We start from the raw sequence: 17,884 nt of genomic DNA, 5'->3' as shown, positions 1-17,884 counted from the left end.
TCTTTGTCCCCTAACTTTCGGCGAGTCCCCCCAGACTTTTTGAGAAGCTTCACTTATTGTAAGGTACTTAGGGGAAAAATATAACTCCCTAGTTTATTAGTTATTTGTAAAAAAGAAGGGTTCGATGCCCTTCTTTTTTACCCGCCTATCATCCCGACACTGACCTACGGTACAGTGCGGGGCTTCTCGACGGTAAGCTAAATTTGGAAGAGGATAGTTCTTTTTTATGTGTAAAATTCTTTTAACCAGGGTAATGCTTCCTTTAAAGCTTGGCTTAAACTGCCATGAATTTTTCCATTAGTAGCTAATAAACGTCCCTCCTCCAATTTTAGAGGACTTTCATCGTAAGCGGTCACTTTCCCCCCTGCTTCTTCTAAAATAACAATTCCTGCTGCTATGTCCCAAGGACTTAAACCCCTTTCCCAGTAACCATCTAAGCGTCCACAGGCTACACTGGCAATATCTAAAGAAGCTGATCCGGCTCGACGCACCCCTTGGGTAATATGGGTTAAATAACAAAATTCTGGGTAGTTAGTATCTCTAGTTTCTCTGCGATCGTAGGCAAAACCTGTTACTAATAAACTATTGCTTAATTGCTCGGTTTGTGATACTTTTATTGGGCGATAATTAAGGGTAGCTCCTAATCCTTTAGCTCCTCGAAATAACTCTTTAGTAAAAGGATTATATATTGCACCTACAATGGATTTTCCTTGCCATAATAAACCTACAGAAACCGCCGAAGCAGGATAACCGTGGGCATAATTTGTGGTTCCGTCTAAGGGATCAATTACCCATAAATAATCGCTATCATTTGTACCGATTTTACCAGATTCTTCGGCTAAAATTTGATGGTCAGGAACTCTACGTTTTAAAATATTTAAGACAGTTACTTCTGCTTTTTTATCAGCTTCTGTTACCAAATCCCCTGGACGACCTTTTTCTTCAATTTTCTCTAATTTGCCCACCAAATCTTCTAAGATAACTCCAGCAGTCATAGCCGCTTCTGTGGCTACATCTAGAAATATTTGTAATTCTTTTGTCTCTGGTGATTCCATGAATATTTTTAGGATAGAGGTACTGAAATATATTATTCCTTAAATACGCAAAAAATTGAAAGTAGTATCTATCTATTTTCTTGATTTTTTAGAGACTTAATGTGTCAACATTAACCTTCATTAAGCCTCTAGTATATTTTAGTTTGTAAACGCCTAATATTTAGTCATCATCTATGGGAAATCCCCACTTAACTTTTCCTTTGCCAAAGTAGCGTCCAAACTGCAGTTCATAAACCTCATCTTCGTCTTGGGTTTCTACTTCTAAGTCGGATTTAGCATAACTAACACACAATAAAGCATAACCCTTTTTTCTCAGTTCTGGAGACAAGCCCACTGCTTCGGGTTGGTGTACTTCTCCAGATAAAATACGCACAGCGCAAGCAGTACAAGCTCCATTACGACAAGAAAAAGGTAATCCACAGCCTTGTGATTCAGAATTATGGAGGATGTAACGATCATCAGGAACTTGTATGGTATACTCCCGATTAACTTGACGATGATAGATACGAACGGTGTGATAACGGGTCATGAGAAAATTATGGAGTAATTAACTTTTAGTATAAACTTTTTTTGATGAGTTCAACAAAAAATTATATGACCTAAAACTTAAAGTTGTCTAACTATAACATTAGAAATGAATTATAAAAAAAATATTTAAATATAAGTCCTGATAAGCTGGAACAATATTCCATTGTTTTTTTTCTCTTAAAGAGGATAGCAATTTTTGAGATGGAAAAAATACAAATATATTATTAAAGTCATCAGGAATGCTTAATAATTCTGGTTGAGATACTAGCATCAATTTTACATTTGGTTCAAGCCTATAATTTAAAGGCATTAATTTATGAACTATATCACCATCAGATATTATAAGAGGGTTTGCTGTTCGATTAATGACACGAGATGATTGAATAATAAAATTTTCTTTTCCATTCCAACTTTCTGTTTGAGAACTAATGGTGGAAGATATAACTCCAAGTGAAATAATAATAATTGTCACAACCTTCCAAATTTTTGAACTTAATATGTTGGAAGATATAGTGATTTTGGTAGCAAGCAGATAAGCAGTAGTTAATTGAATACCTAAAATACAAGGGAATAAATATCGAGCTAAAGCTGATCTCCTCCCTCCCAGAATTAAATCTGGTAAGACAAGAAATATTGCCATTACACCGGTTAAAGTGAGAATAAATAACCAAACTCTTATTGGAGTATTTCGGACAAGAAAATAGAATGCATATAGCATGAAAAGGAAAGTTATCATACCAAAATAAATAACAAAATTTGTTTCTGAAATAAATAGTCTTTTTTCATATATTTCATGCCAATATAAAAAAATATCGCAGAAGTTTTTTGTCCAACCTCCCAACAAATCAAGAAAAGGGGCAGGTTTGCTTGTCCAATTTGTCATTGTTTGCGCAGTATTTAAATTGGTAATAATTACAACAATCCAAGGGCTAAAGCATAAGATAACCAATCCTGTAGATAATAGATAGGCAATTAGAGTCTTAGTTATCCGAAATTTTTCTATAACTAAAGTATAAATTCCATGTGCAATGACAACGAAAATAGAAAACAGAAACGTATAAAGATGAATTACTAAAGTAACTCCGTAAATAAACCAATCTTGTTTTCTATTCAAACGAATAGCTCTTAGTAAAGCAGCACTTGATATTAAAATCATTAAAATCCAAAGAGAGCGAGGTCTGGCATTTTGTGCATTAATAATATGAATAGGCGATACAGCAATCAAAGCAACAGACATCCATGCTACCGTTGATAATTTAAAGAGTTCCATACATAACCAATAAATAGCAGGAAGAGCCAATAAACTAGTTAATGCAGTTAAAAATCTCATTGTTGTTGCTGAATTACCAAACCATTGCATCCAAAATCTAGTTAATAAGAAATACAACGGTGTATGTTGCGGTGCGCCATTTGCTGTAACTTTTAATGTATCGAGAGAACTGGAAGCGGGATTAATATCTCTAAATCTTTCAATTTGTTCAGGACTTATTATTGTGTCTTTAGGAATAAGTGATTCTAAATTTCCGTACCCTCCTGATCTTACTGAAGTAATACACTCATCTCCATTAAAATATTTTTGATCAAGATTAACAAAACGAAAAAATATACCTAATATTACAATTATCAATATAATAAAACTGATTTTTTTTGATCCCCAAAATTGGCTTGTTAACATTTTTAAATAAATGTAGTTTGAATTTTGAAAACTATTTTTTCCTCTTAGTAGTAGAGAGTTTAAGAGAATTTTTGAAGCGAAGCTGCTTATTACACTAACAGGGAATAACGATTAATTATCTTATCCTTAACTATTGGCCTTGACCTAAGTTAAGGATAAAACAATTAACCCATTGATTACGGACGAATCAATAATTCCCCTTCACAAATTAATTTATCCGTATCTAACTGAAAGGAATTAATGGATACATCTGAGCCTAAATCTACTGAAAATCTTTCTATATTATCACTATCTAGATTAGGAATTCCTTGAATTTTAACTTTAGATAGTTGTAATGTTTGCGGAGGTATCAGGGTCAGCTTTGCTTTAATTGTCAAAGGTTGAGTTACACCATTATCAGTTAACTTGCCTTGTAAAATAAAATAAGAATTATCTAAATAAGCTCCTTGCCAATCGATTTGATATTTTTCCAAAAATGCATCCGTATCAGAAATACCTTGATGTTCTAATAATGTTTCTAGTAAACCTCTAAATCCCTCCCCTAACAATACAGAGGAAATAGAAGCTTGCAAATTTTTATTAGTAATAGCTACGGCTCCAGAAACTCGAATAGCCTCTAATAATTGAAGTGGTTTACCTCGTAAAACTTGACCAATGTTAATACGAATATTTTCCCCTTTTAATTGAACTTCTCCTAAATGTAATCCTTGATAAATAGCTTGATTACTGTTCAAGGTTACCCCCGAAACATGACCCTTTAGAATTTGGCGATCGCTACCTTGAATAGAAATTTCTAGAGTTTCTACCTCTTCCACTTGAGAGCGTAACCAAAGTTGCATAGCAGGAGACAATACTTTACTAATAACACGACTCATAAATTTTCGATCCTCACACAGAAACTAACGTTAAGTTTAGGATATCTGTCAATTATATTGCAATCATTTTTATTTTCGTAACAGTTTTCATCTGCATAGATTATGAACTTTCTCACTTTGAGACAGGAGACAAGAGTTAAATTTTAGGTTGTTCCATTCCATTGAAAATCCCTCTACTCAACCACTCCCATAACCAGGAACTTAACTTAGGATTTTTTAGATTTTTCTCCGTCTTCGATGTGGAAACGTTCCACAGAAGCCAATAAATCACGGGAAATACCGACAAGATTTTGTAAAGAACCGGCTACCCGTTGAGATTCTTGAGAGGTTTCTTGAGCCGTTAATTCCACAGACTGCATAACTTGACTCACCGCATTAGAATTATCTTGCTGTTGAATAGTATCTCCAGTAATCGATCGCACCAAAGTATTAATGTGATTAGAAACATCGATAATATCTTCTAAAGAACGTTTCGCTTGTTCCGACTTATCCGTTACATCGATCACCTGTTGGATACCTTCTTCCATCGCAGTCATTACCGAACCGGTTTCACTTTGAATTTGGAGTACAATTTGTTCAATTTCTTTAAGAGATTTTGCCGAACGATCTGCCAACTGACGAACTTCATCCGCCACGATAGCGAAGCCTCGTCCTGCTTCTCCGGCTCTAGCCGCTTGAATAGAAGCATTAAGAGCGAGTAAATTAGTCCTAGAGGCAATTTGAGAGATTAAAGCGACAATTTTAGAGATTTCTTGGGAAGCTTCTGCTAAGCGTTTTACCTTACGAGTGGTTTCTGACACCGTTTCTCGAATTTGCAGGATACCCGCAACCGTTCTTTCTACCGCTTCACCCCCTTTGAGAGCAGTTACAGAGGAGCTATGGGCAACTTCCTCCGCCTCACGGGCATTTTCTGCCACCCTTTGGATAGACTCGGTCATCACCTGAACAGAATTCAAGGTTACAGCTAACTCTTCTGCCATACGTAGTGCGTCACGAGAATTATTCCGGGCAAATAACTCACTATCCGTTGAACCCTTATTAACCTGTTTAGCTGTGCGTTTTACCTGAGCAACAATTTCTCGTAGATTATGGATGGTCAAATTAAAGGCATCAGCCACCGCTCCTAGTACGTCTGCGGTAACTTCAGCCTCCACCGTTAAATCCCCCCTGGCAGCTCCTTCCACATCGTCCAGAAGCCGAATAACTTGCCGTTGCAGTTCCTCTCTAGCCTGTTCCATTTCCTCAGCCCGTTGTTGCGCCTCATTGGTGGTGGTGAGAATAACCCGAGAAAGTTGGTTAAAGCTATGGGATAACTGACCTAACTCATCTTCCGAGTAAATAGTGGCTTTGACATTATAATTACCAGCATACATGGAATCAAACTGGGTCTGGAGATCCTCCATAGTCAGTTTCAATTGGTAAGAACCCAGTAGTGCGAAAAACAGACTACTGCTAAATCCTACTAAACCCCCTGTTAAAGCCAACAAAAAAATAGCATTGCCTGATTGAGTTTCCCTGGTTTCGCCCACAGGTTGCACCTGCTCAGGATTTGGCTGTTCTTCGGCTACCTCAGTTGCTTTTTCTGGAGAAGACATCAACCAACTCAAACCACTCACCAACAAAATAGCTATAAAAGAAGCCATTCCAGTGCTACCAGCAGCCATCCAAGGTTTTAATTTGAGGGGAGCGTTGAAAAACCAACTCCAGTAAGCTGGTTGTTCTTCTACCGTCAGCTTGACCGCTTTGATCCCACTGTCAGAACCAGAGGTGCTGTTGATATCATCGGACTTAACCCAGTTAACGGTTTCTAACCCCTGTTCCGATAAGAGATCGCCAGTTTGTATTTCCGTACTATCATCAATCTGTTCTCTCACCTGGGTAAATAAACCAGAATCCGGCAGTTGCTCGCTGGCATCTGTAAAATCAAAATTGGACAAGTCCTGTAAAGCATCTTCTTGAAAAGCATCAAAGTTATCCAGGACTTGATTGTCTTCTTGAACCTGATTAGACGAGGTCGCTTCAGCAGTGGGGTGAACTGCTGGGTTATCTTGAGCGGCGGGATGAGACCAATCACTCAAGGCTTGTTCTGAGGAGGTTTCACCACCATTGTTCCCCAAAGAAGGATGATCAAGATTAGAAGAAACAACAAAGGTATTGTCTCCCCCTTCTGGTATGTCCGAAGCCATAGTGACTTCGGTTTTCAAGCCTTGTTCGTCACTAAAGGAAAAGTCAGGAAAATCCTCATCAATAAAATCACCCCAACCATCGTCTTCTTCTGTATCCCCATCGGAGATATTCATTGGGGCCTCAAAAGGCTTTACTGCGCTTAGGGTTGTAAAGGGATCAACTTGCTCTGATGAGGATGTGGCTTTTTCGGCCTGATGATGAGCATTTGAAGGTTTTTCCTGGGAGCCTTGCTGACCAATGGTGGGTTCTCCCAAATCGTCATCGTCAAAAATTGCGCTGTCCCAGTCTAGTTCATCGAGATCGAACTCCTCAGCTCTCCAATCCTCCGATGATATTTCCGACTCAGACCACTGCTCGTCTCCCTCAGATTCCCCTTGATGGGATTGGTTTTGAGCCTGAGTGCTATGATTATTATTGGACTGGCTTAACAGTTGTTGAGCCTGTGCGAAGCCTTGGTTAGCACAGTCCACTAGATCCGAGCGATCGCTTGTGCCAATGACTAATTTATATTGCTGGCAAGCTACTTCGTATTTTCCCAAACTGAAATAGATATGACCTCGGAGTAACAAAACATCGGGATCTTCAGGAAAAGCCTCAGCCATAGGTTTCATTAGGTTGGCTGCCTCTTCAAAGTTTCCCTGTCCGTAGGCTACATAAGCCTCATTGTACAATTTTGCGTAGTCTGTCCCTGATGTCATTGCCTTTCTCCTGTGGGTTAAATATTCTCAGTATTGGTTGTGGGTTAATTTTATTAATTAGATATATTTATATAAATAAATCTCTGTTGAGAAGATTTGTTTATGTTGCCCATCGGGCCGAGCGTAAAATGGCTACTTGGTCCAATAGTCGTAAAACTTGATGGGGATTTTCTTCGGCTGCCCATTCCCCTTGAACATAAGGAGCAATGTGATCCGCTACATTGTTAGGAGCTTGCAATTGTTCGATGTCCAACCACTCCATCTCCCCCAACTGATCAATAGCTAAACCTAAAATAGTGTCTTGTTCTTCTACGGCAATGACCGGGATTTCCGGGCGATCTGTACGCAAAGGAACTGTATTTCCTAAAAATTGTCCCAAGTCTGCCACCCAGATCACCTGTCCCCTCAGATTAAGGGTTCCTAAGAGTAGGGGTGAGGCATTGGGAATAGGTGTGATGCGCTCTGGACTTTGTTGCATAACTTCACGAATAGCAATGGCTGGCAGAGCAAATTCTTCTTGTGAAGGCAGATGAAAACGTAAATATAGTTCCCCTTCAGGGGTTTGTAATTCCTGAAGATCGGGGGAGATATCCTGTGGATTGTTTTGACCTAAATCTAAGTTCCCAACCATAGTTTGTTCTAGTTATCAATAGTAATAGTGGGTTTAATTCCGTAGTAGCTGTTGAATGGTTCCAATCAGTTCAATATCTTCAAAGGGTTTAGCGATGTAAGCATCTGCTCCTTGTTTAATGCCCCAATAACGATCAAATTCTTCTCCTTTGGATGAACACATAACAATGGGAACATTTTGGGTATTGGGATTGGTTTTAATGCGACGGCAAACTTCATAACCATTCATTTTTGGCATAACAATATCTAAAACAATGAGATCGGGACTCGAGTCTTTAATAGTGTCCAGGGCCTGAACGCCATCCGCGGCAATAATGACCTGCCAACCATTGTTTTTAAGAATGGTTGAAATCATTTTCTGTTGGGCTGGACTATCTTCTACCAGTAAAACTGCTCTCATAACGTTTTCTCTATAGATTTGGGATTTAGCTGATTCACTAATAAACGGTTGATAGATGATTGTTTACTAATAATGAATGGATCACAGACTAAAACCTTTAAACTCAACCCTATGGTTGGGGATGGATGAATTATCAATTGATCAATAATTCTTTTTCCCGAGTGTACATACTTAATTTGCCCAAATTTTTTGAGAAGACAACAAAACAAATAGAGAAATTTTTTGCTTTCTCAGTTCAACCCCTGCTCTTTTTATGGCTGACATATTTTTCGATTAACAACAATAACTCTTGTTCTCCAAAGGGTTTAGTGAGGTAATCCGTTGCTCCCACCATACGGGCTTTTATGCGATCTATAAATCCTTCTTTTCCTGTGAGCATCATAATGGGTGTGTATCGAAACGCTTTGGAATGCCTTAACATGGCACAAATCTCATAACCGTCTAATTTAGGCATAGCAATATCACAGAGAATGATATCGGGGTTCAGTTCAAATATGAGACTTAATCCCGAGAGAGGATCGGTAATTAGGGAGATTTCATAGCCGTTTTTCTTGAGAATGCTCTCTATGGCCTTGCCTATGGAGAGATCGTCATCGAGACACACTACATGAGGACTATTTTGGTTAGTAGTTTCTTCTTCAGTGTTTTTGCTCACAGATGCAGAAGAAGAGGGGATCATAACTGGGTGTAACCATCCTCTTTCAACATAGGGATAAATACCCTGTGCGACGCTTCCCAAATTTTTTTGCAGGCGACGGGAAAGGCGTTTGAGAGAGGTTTTGCCATCAGCCCAATGTAATAACTGTTCGTAGGCTTTTTGAGGTAATGTATCTCGTAATTGTTGCGGTTCGGCAATTACTAGGGCTTGTTGAGGACTCTCGAAATAAGGATGTAATTGTTTCCACTGTTGCACTTCTTGCATCATTTCCCTAATTAACGGCTCTATTTCTAAACCAATCAAAAGGGGATCTAAGGCTAAACCCATCTCAAACATAAAGGCCCCTTGCCGTAGACTTAACAAGTCAAACAGGGTTTCTCTTGCCATTTGCTGTATGATTTTCTTCCCTTGATCTGGACTGAGGCGATTTTGTTTGATTAATTGCCACAGGTAAGTATATTCAACTTCGTTATGACTAATTCTGCGTGCTTTTTCTAAATCTTCTGGAACAATCTCCACATGATAACGGGATAAATAGTCCTTCAGACGACGACAACCCCTATTTTTACTGTGGGTAGTATAGACGATTTGCCCATTGACGAAAAAAACTAACCAGAACATTCTCTGGGGATCAGTTGTAGCAGGTTGGGAGGAATATGGTTCCACCAAGGTTCCTGGTGGTGATTGATAGGCCTCTATCAATAGCTCTCCTGTTCTTTGTCCCAGTGCGATTAGTTGCAGGATGCTACGGATGTCGATTTCGTTTAAAGTTCCCTGCATAATACTTTGTATTAATGGCGATCGCTTTTACACAATGGGGTAGTGCATCTTTTAAACTGACAAATAAATAGTTTTTCGACTATTTTATTGCACTATTTAGTTACTTTATAATCATACCATGTAACCTTTTTGACAGAGATAGGGAACCCTTAGCTTAAGGGGTATGATGGAGATGGAAAGACTTGGGACAATTATCAATAAATAAGAGTCAATATTTTTATAAATTTTTTAATCAAGTCGTGTGAATATGTGACAATAATAGATCCAGATAGTGCCGAAGAGGCAGTCTTGTGATTACAGGGAGTAAAACCGTTGGATCTTGTGTTCCCACATTAAGTTACATCCCTCCACATTATCCCCGCGTTAACAATCAGCAAAAAGCAATATCGAGAGGATTGTGGCTAGTGCTATATCTTGCAGAAGTCAAAAAACAGACAAGAGGTTTTATTAGTGGTTCTCGAACAGAGATTAAACTGTTAGCTTGTCAACATAACGATCAAACCTGGAGTCCCGTACCTGGGGACGAGGTAATCGCCCTCGAAGAATTTGATCAGATGGGGGAGGGAACCCTCTTGCTGGTTAATTTAGGCAATAATCGTCAACTTCAAGGAGAACCAGAACCGGCTGCCCCAGAATTAGTCAGACAATTACAGAAGTTATCCCGTCTTTCAGAAAAGCTGAAAACGCAACAAGAAGAGATAGAACAGTGGAAACAATCCCTAACTTATCAAAGTCAAGAGTTAGCTCGACGGGAGACAGAAATGGAAACTCGTCTCGAACAGTTGGAGGAAGTGGAAAAGGAACTTTCTCAAATTGAACGTCGCCGCCAAGAAGCAGACTCGGCCTGGGATCGGGTTGACCAAACTCAACAACAATTACAGGACTTTCAGAGTCGTTTTGGTCGAATTTTAGAACTATCTGGGGACGAGGCGGAGAGAATTCAACAATTTATTATCCGCATTACTGAGAGTGACATAGGGCTAGATTCTCTAGAAAAACCTTTCGGTGCGGCGATAAAAGCTCTAGAAGAGCAACAAGAAATTTTTAATCAGTTGTGGCAACAATTAGAGAGTCTCAAAACAGAACTACAACGGCAAACCAGGGAAGTCCAACAACAAGGAGAAATCTTAAAAAATCGTTTTCAGGCTTTAGAAGAAACAAAAATTTCCCTCGAACAAGCCAAAATTCAATGTGGAGTTCAGCAAAATATCCTTAGCAATAAACAAGATCGTCTGCAAAAAGTCAACGAGAATTTACTAGCTATTCGAGAATTACAACAAAGTTTGGAACAAGTTGCCAATGGAACAGGAGACGTTACCTCCGATGGAAAAATAGATTTGGTGTCTTTGGAAAATATGCCCTTGGGGGAATTAGAGGGAAAGGTAAAAAATTTACAAAACGATTTGGATAAATTAGTTCGTTTTGTCAACGATCAAGAAGAAGAATTGACTTTGCAATGTCAAAATGTTGAAGAGTTACAGGATAAGTTAGCCAAAGCAGGGGATTTTGAACGTTTAGAGATAGAAAACGAACTTGCAGAAGAACAGGAAAGAAAAGAATTTTTAGACGAAACCTTAGTGGGTCAAAGACGAAATCTCAAAGAACGACAAGAAGTCTTACTAGGAAATTTAAAGGTTTTACGCCGTCGTCAGGGAGTAATGGAATTTGATAATCAGACTCCTACCATTGATTTTAGTCCTATGCTCACTCAAGTTGAAACCTGGGAAAATAGCACTCTTGAGGAAAAAGATACCCTAGAAACAGAGATCCAGCATTTACACAATAGCGTTCAAGAAATCCAGACGATGATGAAAAAACTGGATACAGAACAGGCTCAAAAGACTCAACAACTAGAACAAGAGCGGGAAAACTGGCAACAAGCGAAAATTGAGGCAGCTGAATTACAACTTCGTTTGAATATTTACGAAGATGCTTTGAAACCCCTACAGCGTCAGGTAGATGAAACAAAACATCAGTTAGGGATTCTAGGAGAGTGGTTAAATCCTTCTTAATCTCGGTAATACCTTCACAGTGACCTACTGGTGACTAATAGAGGGACAACAGCAATAACCCACTAATTCCCAATCCTAACCACAGTAAAAAGCAAATGCGGGTCAGAGATAGAGCTTTGTCCACGGTTTCGGATGTAATGGGATTGAGAGGATCTCCTAGTAGGGGTTTCGCTTTTAGCACCCCCTGGTAAGCGTTTTTTCCCCCTAATTGAACTCCCAAAATAGCAGCATAAACACATTCGCTCCATCCTGAGTTGGGGCTAGGATCTTGAGGGGCATCTCGATAACAAATGGATAGAACAATTCTCGGTTTTCCTGATAAGATAGCCAAGGTTAAAACCGTCAGGCGACAAGGAATCCAAGTTAAAATATCGTCAAATTTTGCACTAAACCAGCCTAGATCGGTGAATGGTTCTCGTCGATAACCCACCATAGAATCTAGGGTGCTGGCTGCTTTATAAGCCAAAGCAAAACTAACAGGTCCAACCCCAGGAAAAAAGGCTCCTGCGATCGCATAAAACAAAGGTGCTGTAACCCCGTCTGTAGCATTTTCTGATACCGTTTCTAGGGTAGCTCGCCATATTTCTTCGGGGCAAAGATCCTCGGTGTCACGGCCTACGTATCGACTAAGTTTACTTCTGGCAAGGTCAATGTTTCCTTCCTTTAATGGGGTCGAGACATCTTCGGCTGCTAATTTTAAACTACGTCCTGCAAAACAACTTGCCAATAGAGTAATTTCTAGAAAAATCCCTACATAGGGAGAGAAATAATATTTAATTAAATTGATACCCCATCCCACCATTCCACTGCCAAAAATCAGTCCTAATCCCAAAATAACTCCAGCATAACGCCGTTGTCCTTTTGTTTGACAAATAGAAAGTAGAAAGTCACAGTACCTTGAAATTAGCCAACCCATCACTTGTACAGGGTGCAACCATCCCCAAGGATCCCCTATAACATAGTCAACAATGGCAGCAGAGATGAGAACGATTATGGTAGCTAGGGTATGCAAATTAGGTCTTTATCCTCAGTTGAGTTATCCTTAATTGTTACCAGAGGATTGTTGAATTGTGGCGACATTTTTTTCCCAATTTTGTCCATCAAAGGGCCTGATTTTAAAGTCCGACAAAGTAACATTATCCAAGCAGTTGATATTAACATCAAACCAGCCTGGATGGGAACGGGGACGATAAAAAGAATGAATACCACAAACGGAACAGAAAGTATGTTGTGCTGTATGGGTGTTGAAGGTATAAGTCTTGAGGATATTTTCTCCCTTGAGCAAGGTAAAGTTTTCGGGAGGAACCAACAAATGAATAAAGCCTTTTTTGCGACAAATAGAACAGTTACAATCGATGGCTTCCCATCGATCAATAAGGGCTTCAAAGCTTACTGCACCACAATGACAGCCTCCTCGAACTGTAACGAAAGATGAGGAATTTTCCATAATAATTACTTCTTTTACTTGTTTACACAATAAAACTAACTGCTTCGCCGAGGGAAGCTTTCCAGCTACGAGCATCGTAGTAAAGGTCGGCTAAAGTGATCTTGTAAAGGGCTTCTTTGAGCTTCTCATGAAGTCGCTTCCAAAGACTAAATGTTACCCAATCTTCTACTTGTTCAATATCGGGGTTGTAGCGGGGCAAAGGCTCAATTGTATCCCCAACAGCGTCCAGAATTTGTCCCAAAGAAATTTGACTCGGTTGACGGGCTAACTGATAGCCACCTTGAGACCCTCGTAAGGAATTAACTAAACCACTGCGACGCATTTTAATCAATAATTTTTCTAAATAGGGAGCAGGTAAATCTTGTCTCTTGGCGATGGCTTTTACGGAAGTAGGACCATAGTTAGGCTGCAAACTAAGATCCAGTAAGGCTTTAACGCTATAATGACTTCGAGTTGTTAGTTTCATTAGCTTGAATTTTCCCAATATTTTACCGTTATTACGGGGAGACTATGATAAATTGCTCTTGAATTTATAACATTTTTCTAAAGAGAAAACAGGTCAAAGTCAAACATTTGTAAATTTGTAGCCCTAATGGGACAAAATATTGAGAACAATAAATTATTATTGATCTTGTGGAATGGTAGATAAATTTTACAAATTGTGTGTAAAATAACCATATAGACAGTTAGTAAGTCGATCATTTTTTTGATTGTTACTACTATCTTAGTTACATACCATTCTGTCAACCTTAGTATATAGTTAACTTACTGTTGAAATTAATGAAACAACAACCCCTAACCGGCGCACCTTTAGTTGAAAAAGTAAAAGAGCTAGGTGACCTCAGTAAAGAAGAAAAAGCAAGAGCTTGTGGCTACTACACCGAAACAAAAAATGGTGTTGAACGCGTTAACATGATGAAGTTTCTTAATGCTCTGATAGATGCTGAGGGCATTGAGCTTGATAGTAGTGCTGAAGGACAAGGAAGAGGTGGCCGTTCAGCCAGCTACAAAATTAGTGTGCAATCTAACGGGAATCTTTTAATTGGTTCAGCTTATACCAAGAAAATGAATCTACAACCTGGAGATGAATTTGAGATTACTTTAGGTCGTAAACATATCCACCTTAAACAAGTAGGTGCGCCGGATGAAGACGAGGAATAATTATTTCTCTCGTCGTCGTTTTAACGCACAAAAAAAAATAGCGTCGCTTAGCCTGTAACTGAGCAACGCTAACCCAATCAGTAAAAATGTATTTTTCTAAGGTAGGGCTACTTTTCCGCATGGGGTAAGTAGCCCTCATGTATATATTGTATTAGTAGATAGGTCTTTATGATGAGTCAACTAAAATTGAGCAGAATCTAAGGTCCACTCAAAACCGCCGCTTCAACATCTTCACGAGACAAAGAATATTTAAAAGCGCGTTTAACATCGGAACCATCAGCCCCTGCCCCAAGATAGGAAACAATAATTTCTTCCACATCCAAGCTTAGTTCTGCCTTCCAGTTAGGTGTGGTAACTGTCCAAGAATTGAGGTTTTGTTGATCTTGTTGACAGCCCAAACTAGACAGCCATTGTTCAATCATGGGTAGAGGATGATTATATAAGGGGGTATCAGGGGCAGGAAGGGTCATAATAGATTTAGTAGAGTTTGGGTTGTATTTCGTCCCTCAGAGACAAAAACAGAAGCAACTGAGGCATAGTCTTGAGGTAAGGCTGTATTGGGTATCACTTCATCGCCTCTCAGAATAGCAATAAAAATCGCCAAAACCAAGCATCCAATCAAAGTTAACCCCAAAACAAATAAGGCAAATAATTCCCCTCCTGATAGAGGGCGATCGCTGGCATCCAAATAAGCAGAAGTAGACCACTGACCAGTTGTGGGATCTTTTTGGGGTTCTGGGGGAGCTTGGATCACATTCCAACGAGAATAACCTATCTTAAGATCATACAGCGATCGGGTCTGGGGATTACTTAGTACGCCATAAGCTTCATTAAGACGTTGAAACTTGTCTGTTGCTACGGTTGATGGTAATTCTGTAGTATCAGGGTGATAACGTTTGCTTAACTCTCGATAAGCCTGACGTATTTCGATCACCGATGCGGACGGATGGAGTCCTAAAATAGCATAATGGCTATTGGCAAACGGTATCTGGACGGAAAATTTCCGCGAAGTTGATTGTTTTGTGGTCTGCTGCTCAGTCACAGGATCATTTCTATCATTCCTTGTTGACTTATTGTAACCAAACTTACCAAAAGGTTTCTACACTGATATGAAATTATTTAGTTTTATGAGAGAACAGGGAACAGAAGAGAAACAACAAAAGTTTCCAAAGCTATTGATTAATGTTTGTTTGATTTGTTTATTATCGTTGATCATCTGTTTTAGTGGGTGGGGGATACCTTCTGCTACAGCCAACATCGACGACGATCGCCTGGACGGTAATATTTTTGTTGTTTACGCGGGTAATGGTTCTTTGGTTCCGGCTAAACTATCGTTAAAGGATTCTTTAGATAGGGAAATGCCGACGGTTCTCGTTTATTATTTGGATGATAGCCGAGATTGTAAACAGTTTGCTATTGTTGTTTCTCGTATCCAAGAGTTTTATGGTCGGGTGGCGAATATTATTCCCATTAGTGTGGATAGTATTCCTGTGAAAGATACTTACACCGAGCAAGAGGAAGGTTATTATTATCAAGGCATTATTCCTCAAACCGTTGTTCTTGATAGGGAAGGTAATAAGGTTTTTGACGGCAAGGGACAGGTCAAATACGAAGCAGTTGACGATGCTTTGCGAGATGTTTTTGAGCTATTACCTCGTTCTGAGTCTGTAGAGTTAAAACGACGTATAGTTAACGAATTTAATGAGGAGTTAGTGCCACAATAAAGTATTAAGTAAGAGTCAAGAATTATTGATTCTTACTTTAGATTTTATTTAAGTTGAAGATGAAAATTTACAGTTGGAAGAGATTTGGTCAGAGAAAGAGTTTGTTCGGGATTAGCCGCTACTCAAACCCCTTTGACAAGTTTTAATTATGGAAAGATGCTCCACGTTGAATCAAAGTATTTTTTTGCTCATCACTAATTCCTTGATTATCAGCGAATTTTGCATTAATAACATCAGCATCATCAAAATTAACATTAGTTAGATTAGCTTTATTTAGATGACTTCTTTGAAGGATAGCATTATTAAAATTACAGTTAGTCAAATTAGTGTAACTTAGGTTCGCCCAACTTAGGTTAGTATAACTGAGATTACAGCCACTTAAATTTGCTTTACTGAGATTACATCCACTTAAATTTGCATGGCTTAAATCAGTCCCTATGAGAACAGATTTTGTTAACTCAGCCCCCATTAAATTAGCTTCAATTAGATCAGCCCCAACCAGAGAAACCTGAGTTAGATAACTTTCAATTAGGTTAGATTGATTGAGGTTAACACCACTTAAATTAGCCATTGTAAGATTAGCCCCTTGTAAATCAATCTTACTAAGATTAGACCAACTTAAATTAATTCCTTGTAAATTAGCCCCACTGAGATTAAACCCGCTTAAATAATCTTTGATTAATTGATTTCTATCGATTACTCGAACCCTTATTTGTTGAATTAACTGGCACTTTTTGATGACTTTTACATCTTCTATAAAGCAAATGTTATCGATAATAATCTGAGAAAAATATTCAGACTTTATCTTTTTGATCGACTTTTCTAAATTCCCAGATCTGAATAATTTTTCTAGTTTTTTTAATCCTTGATCAGAGCCATTAATTATAAGGTTATAACTAGACTGATCAATATAGTCTACTTGAATTAGATTATCTTCACTGACTTTTCTAAATAAAGATATGACTGGCTCAAAATTATGAAAATTAATCTCATATCTTAAGGTTTTAAGAGAAACTTCTAATGGTTTTTTGCTGTCTATTGGAGAGGCATGATGATCAACCGAATTATCTCCAGACATATTACTCTTGTTTCTTGAATAACCATGATCATACATTTAATTTCCTGAGTAGATTAAAAGTAAAAGCTTTAATTCAATCTTCTATTTTACATAGCAACAGCTAAATTAATTGACAAATTACACCAAATCTGAAACACAAAATCAACTAACTAATTTCAATAAACATATGTGACATTGCACCAAATCCGCTTTAGATACCCCCTGTTGACCTCCTGTCTACTCCCTCTTCTAGAAGATAAGATCGGTCCCGGAACCAGGTTTGGTATTACCTACTAATTTTTTATTAATCGCTCTTCTATAATCTTACCCATACCGAGAAGAAATATCTTGATAGACTTTTTCTGGTCTGTGTGAGGTAGTATGGCTATATGACTGGCAAAATCCAATTTAGCCACCTGACGATAGGACAAAGACAGAGGACGAATTGTTGTCAAGGGAATATCACTGAGAATAGGAAATTCAACAACAGGAATACCATATCTTTCTTCAGTGTTAGTTTTAAGTAAAATCAAAAAATTATAGGTATTAGGAACTGTTGAAACATTTCCCTTATTAAGGTTCTGAGAGTCTTGAAAGGAAAACTGCTGACGTAAATCTAGAGTGGTTATATTGTCTGAACCTATATCAGTCATACCAAGACCTGTATCCATCGCCCAATTAATAACAGGACAAGGGATCACCTTAAAGACACCCTCAACGGGAAGTGCGAAAAGATAGTCTTCCTCATCTGAGGCAGAAGTTACTGAAACAGTAAAAACGAGAACCCTTACAGTATCTGGTTGAGTGGTGGTATGGGATAATCTTTGAAGTTCAAAAGTAGTATGAAGCATAGTCATTAATTAATGGTTACTACAGTTTGGTAGTTTGGTTTTCGGTAATCAATTCCCCAATGGTTTCTAATAGTTCTGGGTGAGAACAAGGTTTAGCCTGCATTATTCATGAGAGAATTAAGAACAAGCATGAAAGCCTTATGCAA

At 38.5% G+C, this 17,884-nt stretch carries 18 protein-coding genes; 3 read left to right on the top strand and 15 right to left on the bottom strand.

From position 1 onward, the window contains the following. Window positions 1-224: 224 nt before the first annotated feature. The 8 genes from P9B04_RS24720 to P9B04_RS24685 form a co-directional block, all read right to left on the bottom strand. Entirely contained in the window at window positions 225-1,055 is an 831-nt protein-coding gene (locus P9B04_RS24720) for an inositol monophosphatase family protein (protein WP_342057612.1), read from the bottom strand. A gap of 160 nt (window positions 1,056-1,215) precedes the next feature. Continuing rightward, complete coding sequence (locus P9B04_RS24715) at window positions 1,216-1,584, bottom strand: 2Fe-2S iron-sulfur cluster-binding protein (RefSeq protein WP_342057611.1); 369 nt, start codon at window positions 1,582-1,584, stop codon at window positions 1,216-1,218. A 99-nt stretch (window positions 1,585-1,683) separates the two neighbouring features. Further along, window positions 1,684-3,258 (bottom strand): glycosyltransferase family 39 protein, encoded by a 1,575-nt coding sequence (locus P9B04_RS24710; protein ID WP_342057610.1) that lies wholly within the window; start codon window positions 3,256-3,258, stop codon window positions 1,684-1,686. Window positions 3,259-3,434: 176 nt separating this feature from the next. Next, window positions 3,435-4,133, bottom strand: a complete 699-nt coding sequence (locus tag P9B04_RS24705) for an LmeA family phospholipid-binding protein (RefSeq protein WP_342057609.1) — start codon at window positions 4,131-4,133, stop codon at window positions 3,435-3,437. Window positions 4,134-4,339: 206 nt separating this feature from the next. Beyond that, entirely contained in the window at window positions 4,340-7,018 is a 2,679-nt protein-coding gene (locus P9B04_RS24700; RefSeq protein WP_342057608.1) for a methyl-accepting chemotaxis protein, read from the bottom strand. Between the two features lie 100 nt (window positions 7,019-7,118). Further along, window positions 7,119-7,649 (bottom strand): chemotaxis protein CheW, encoded by a 531-nt coding sequence (locus P9B04_RS24695; protein ID WP_342057607.1) that lies wholly within the window; start codon window positions 7,647-7,649, stop codon window positions 7,119-7,121. Between the two features lie 33 nt (window positions 7,650-7,682). After that, window positions 7,683-8,048: a response regulator gene (locus tag P9B04_RS24690; RefSeq protein WP_342057606.1), complete on the bottom strand. Its 366-nt coding sequence runs from the start codon at window positions 8,046-8,048 to the stop codon at window positions 7,683-7,685. 235 nt (window positions 8,049-8,283) lie between these two features. Next, window positions 8,284-9,486 (bottom strand): response regulator, encoded by a 1,203-nt coding sequence (locus P9B04_RS24685; protein ID WP_342057605.1) that lies wholly within the window; start codon window positions 9,484-9,486, stop codon window positions 8,284-8,286. Between the two features lie 290 nt (window positions 9,487-9,776). Here P9B04_RS24685 and hmpF point away from each other — a divergent pair, with 290 nt between their 5' ends. Continuing rightward, window positions 9,777-11,498 carry a pilus motility taxis protein HmpF gene (gene hmpF, locus P9B04_RS24680; RefSeq protein WP_342057604.1) on the top strand — a complete coding sequence of 574 codons (1,722 nt, stop codon included), beginning with the start codon at window positions 9,777-9,779 and terminating at the stop codon, window positions 11,496-11,498. A gap of 34 nt (window positions 11,499-11,532) precedes the next feature. Here hmpF and cbiB read toward each other — a convergent pair whose 3' ends face one another. From cbiB to P9B04_RS24665, 3 genes are read right to left on the bottom strand one after another with little or no spacing between them, the layout of a single operon-like run. Beyond that, a complete protein-coding gene (gene cbiB / locus P9B04_RS24675) occupies window positions 11,533-12,510 on the bottom strand; it encodes an adenosylcobinamide-phosphate synthase CbiB (RefSeq protein WP_342057603.1) in 978 nt (325 codons plus the stop codon). Between the two features lie 30 nt (window positions 12,511-12,540). Next, entirely contained in the window at window positions 12,541-12,945 is a 405-nt protein-coding gene (locus P9B04_RS24670; RefSeq protein ID WP_342057602.1) for a GFA family protein, read from the bottom strand. Between the two features lie 22 nt (window positions 12,946-12,967). Next, window positions 12,968-13,411 carry an Rrf2 family transcriptional regulator gene (locus tag P9B04_RS24665; protein ID WP_342057601.1) on the bottom strand — a complete coding sequence of 148 codons (444 nt, stop codon included), beginning with the start codon at window positions 13,409-13,411 and terminating at the stop codon, window positions 12,968-12,970. Between the two features lie 314 nt (window positions 13,412-13,725). Between P9B04_RS24665 and P9B04_RS24660 the strand changes: the two genes are divergently transcribed. Beyond that, a complete protein-coding gene (locus P9B04_RS24660; RefSeq protein WP_342057600.1) occupies window positions 13,726-14,106 on the top strand; it encodes an AbrB family transcriptional regulator in 381 nt (126 codons plus the stop codon). 197 nt (window positions 14,107-14,303) lie between these two features. On the opposite strand, the gene P9B04_RS24655 is transcribed toward P9B04_RS24660, so the two are convergent. Further along, window positions 14,304-14,576, bottom strand: coding sequence for a DUF3143 domain-containing protein (locus P9B04_RS24655; protein ID WP_342057599.1), 273 nt, complete (start codon window positions 14,574-14,576; stop codon window positions 14,304-14,306). Continuing rightward, window positions 14,573-15,148 carry a J domain-containing protein gene (locus P9B04_RS24650; RefSeq protein WP_342057598.1) on the bottom strand — a complete coding sequence of 192 codons (576 nt, stop codon included), beginning with the start codon at window positions 15,146-15,148 and terminating at the stop codon, window positions 14,573-14,575. The genes P9B04_RS24655 and P9B04_RS24650 overlap by 4 nt, the downstream gene beginning before the upstream one ends. 67 nt (window positions 15,149-15,215) lie before the next feature. On the opposite strand from P9B04_RS24650, the gene P9B04_RS24645 reads away from it, so the two are divergent. Then, the gene (locus P9B04_RS24645) at window positions 15,216-15,830 is read left to right on the top strand and encodes a thylakoid membrane photosystem I accumulation factor (RefSeq protein WP_342057597.1); all 615 of its coding nucleotides are present in this window, start codon (window positions 15,216-15,218) and stop codon (window positions 15,828-15,830) included. A 142-nt stretch (window positions 15,831-15,972) separates the two neighbouring features. On the opposite strand, the gene P9B04_RS24640 is transcribed toward P9B04_RS24645, so the two are convergent. Both P9B04_RS24640 and P9B04_RS24635 read right to left on the bottom strand, forming a co-directional pair. Next, the gene (locus P9B04_RS24640; protein ID WP_342057596.1) at window positions 15,973-16,908 is read right to left on the bottom strand and encodes a pentapeptide repeat-containing protein; all 936 of its coding nucleotides are present in this window, start codon (window positions 16,906-16,908) and stop codon (window positions 15,973-15,975) included. Between the two features lie 272 nt (window positions 16,909-17,180). Further along, window positions 17,181-17,738, bottom strand: coding sequence for a hypothetical protein (locus tag P9B04_RS24635; RefSeq protein WP_342057595.1), 558 nt, complete (start codon window positions 17,736-17,738; stop codon window positions 17,181-17,183). Window positions 17,739-17,884: the final 146 nt, after the last annotated feature.

The sequence above is a fragment of the Crocosphaera sp. Alani8 genome (genome assembly GCF_038442745.1).
GTDB lineage: Bacteria > Cyanobacteriota > Cyanobacteriia > Cyanobacteriales > Microcystaceae > Crocosphaera.
Note: the sequence above shows the minus strand (reverse complement) of the source record. Positions and strands in the feature narration are given on the sequence as shown.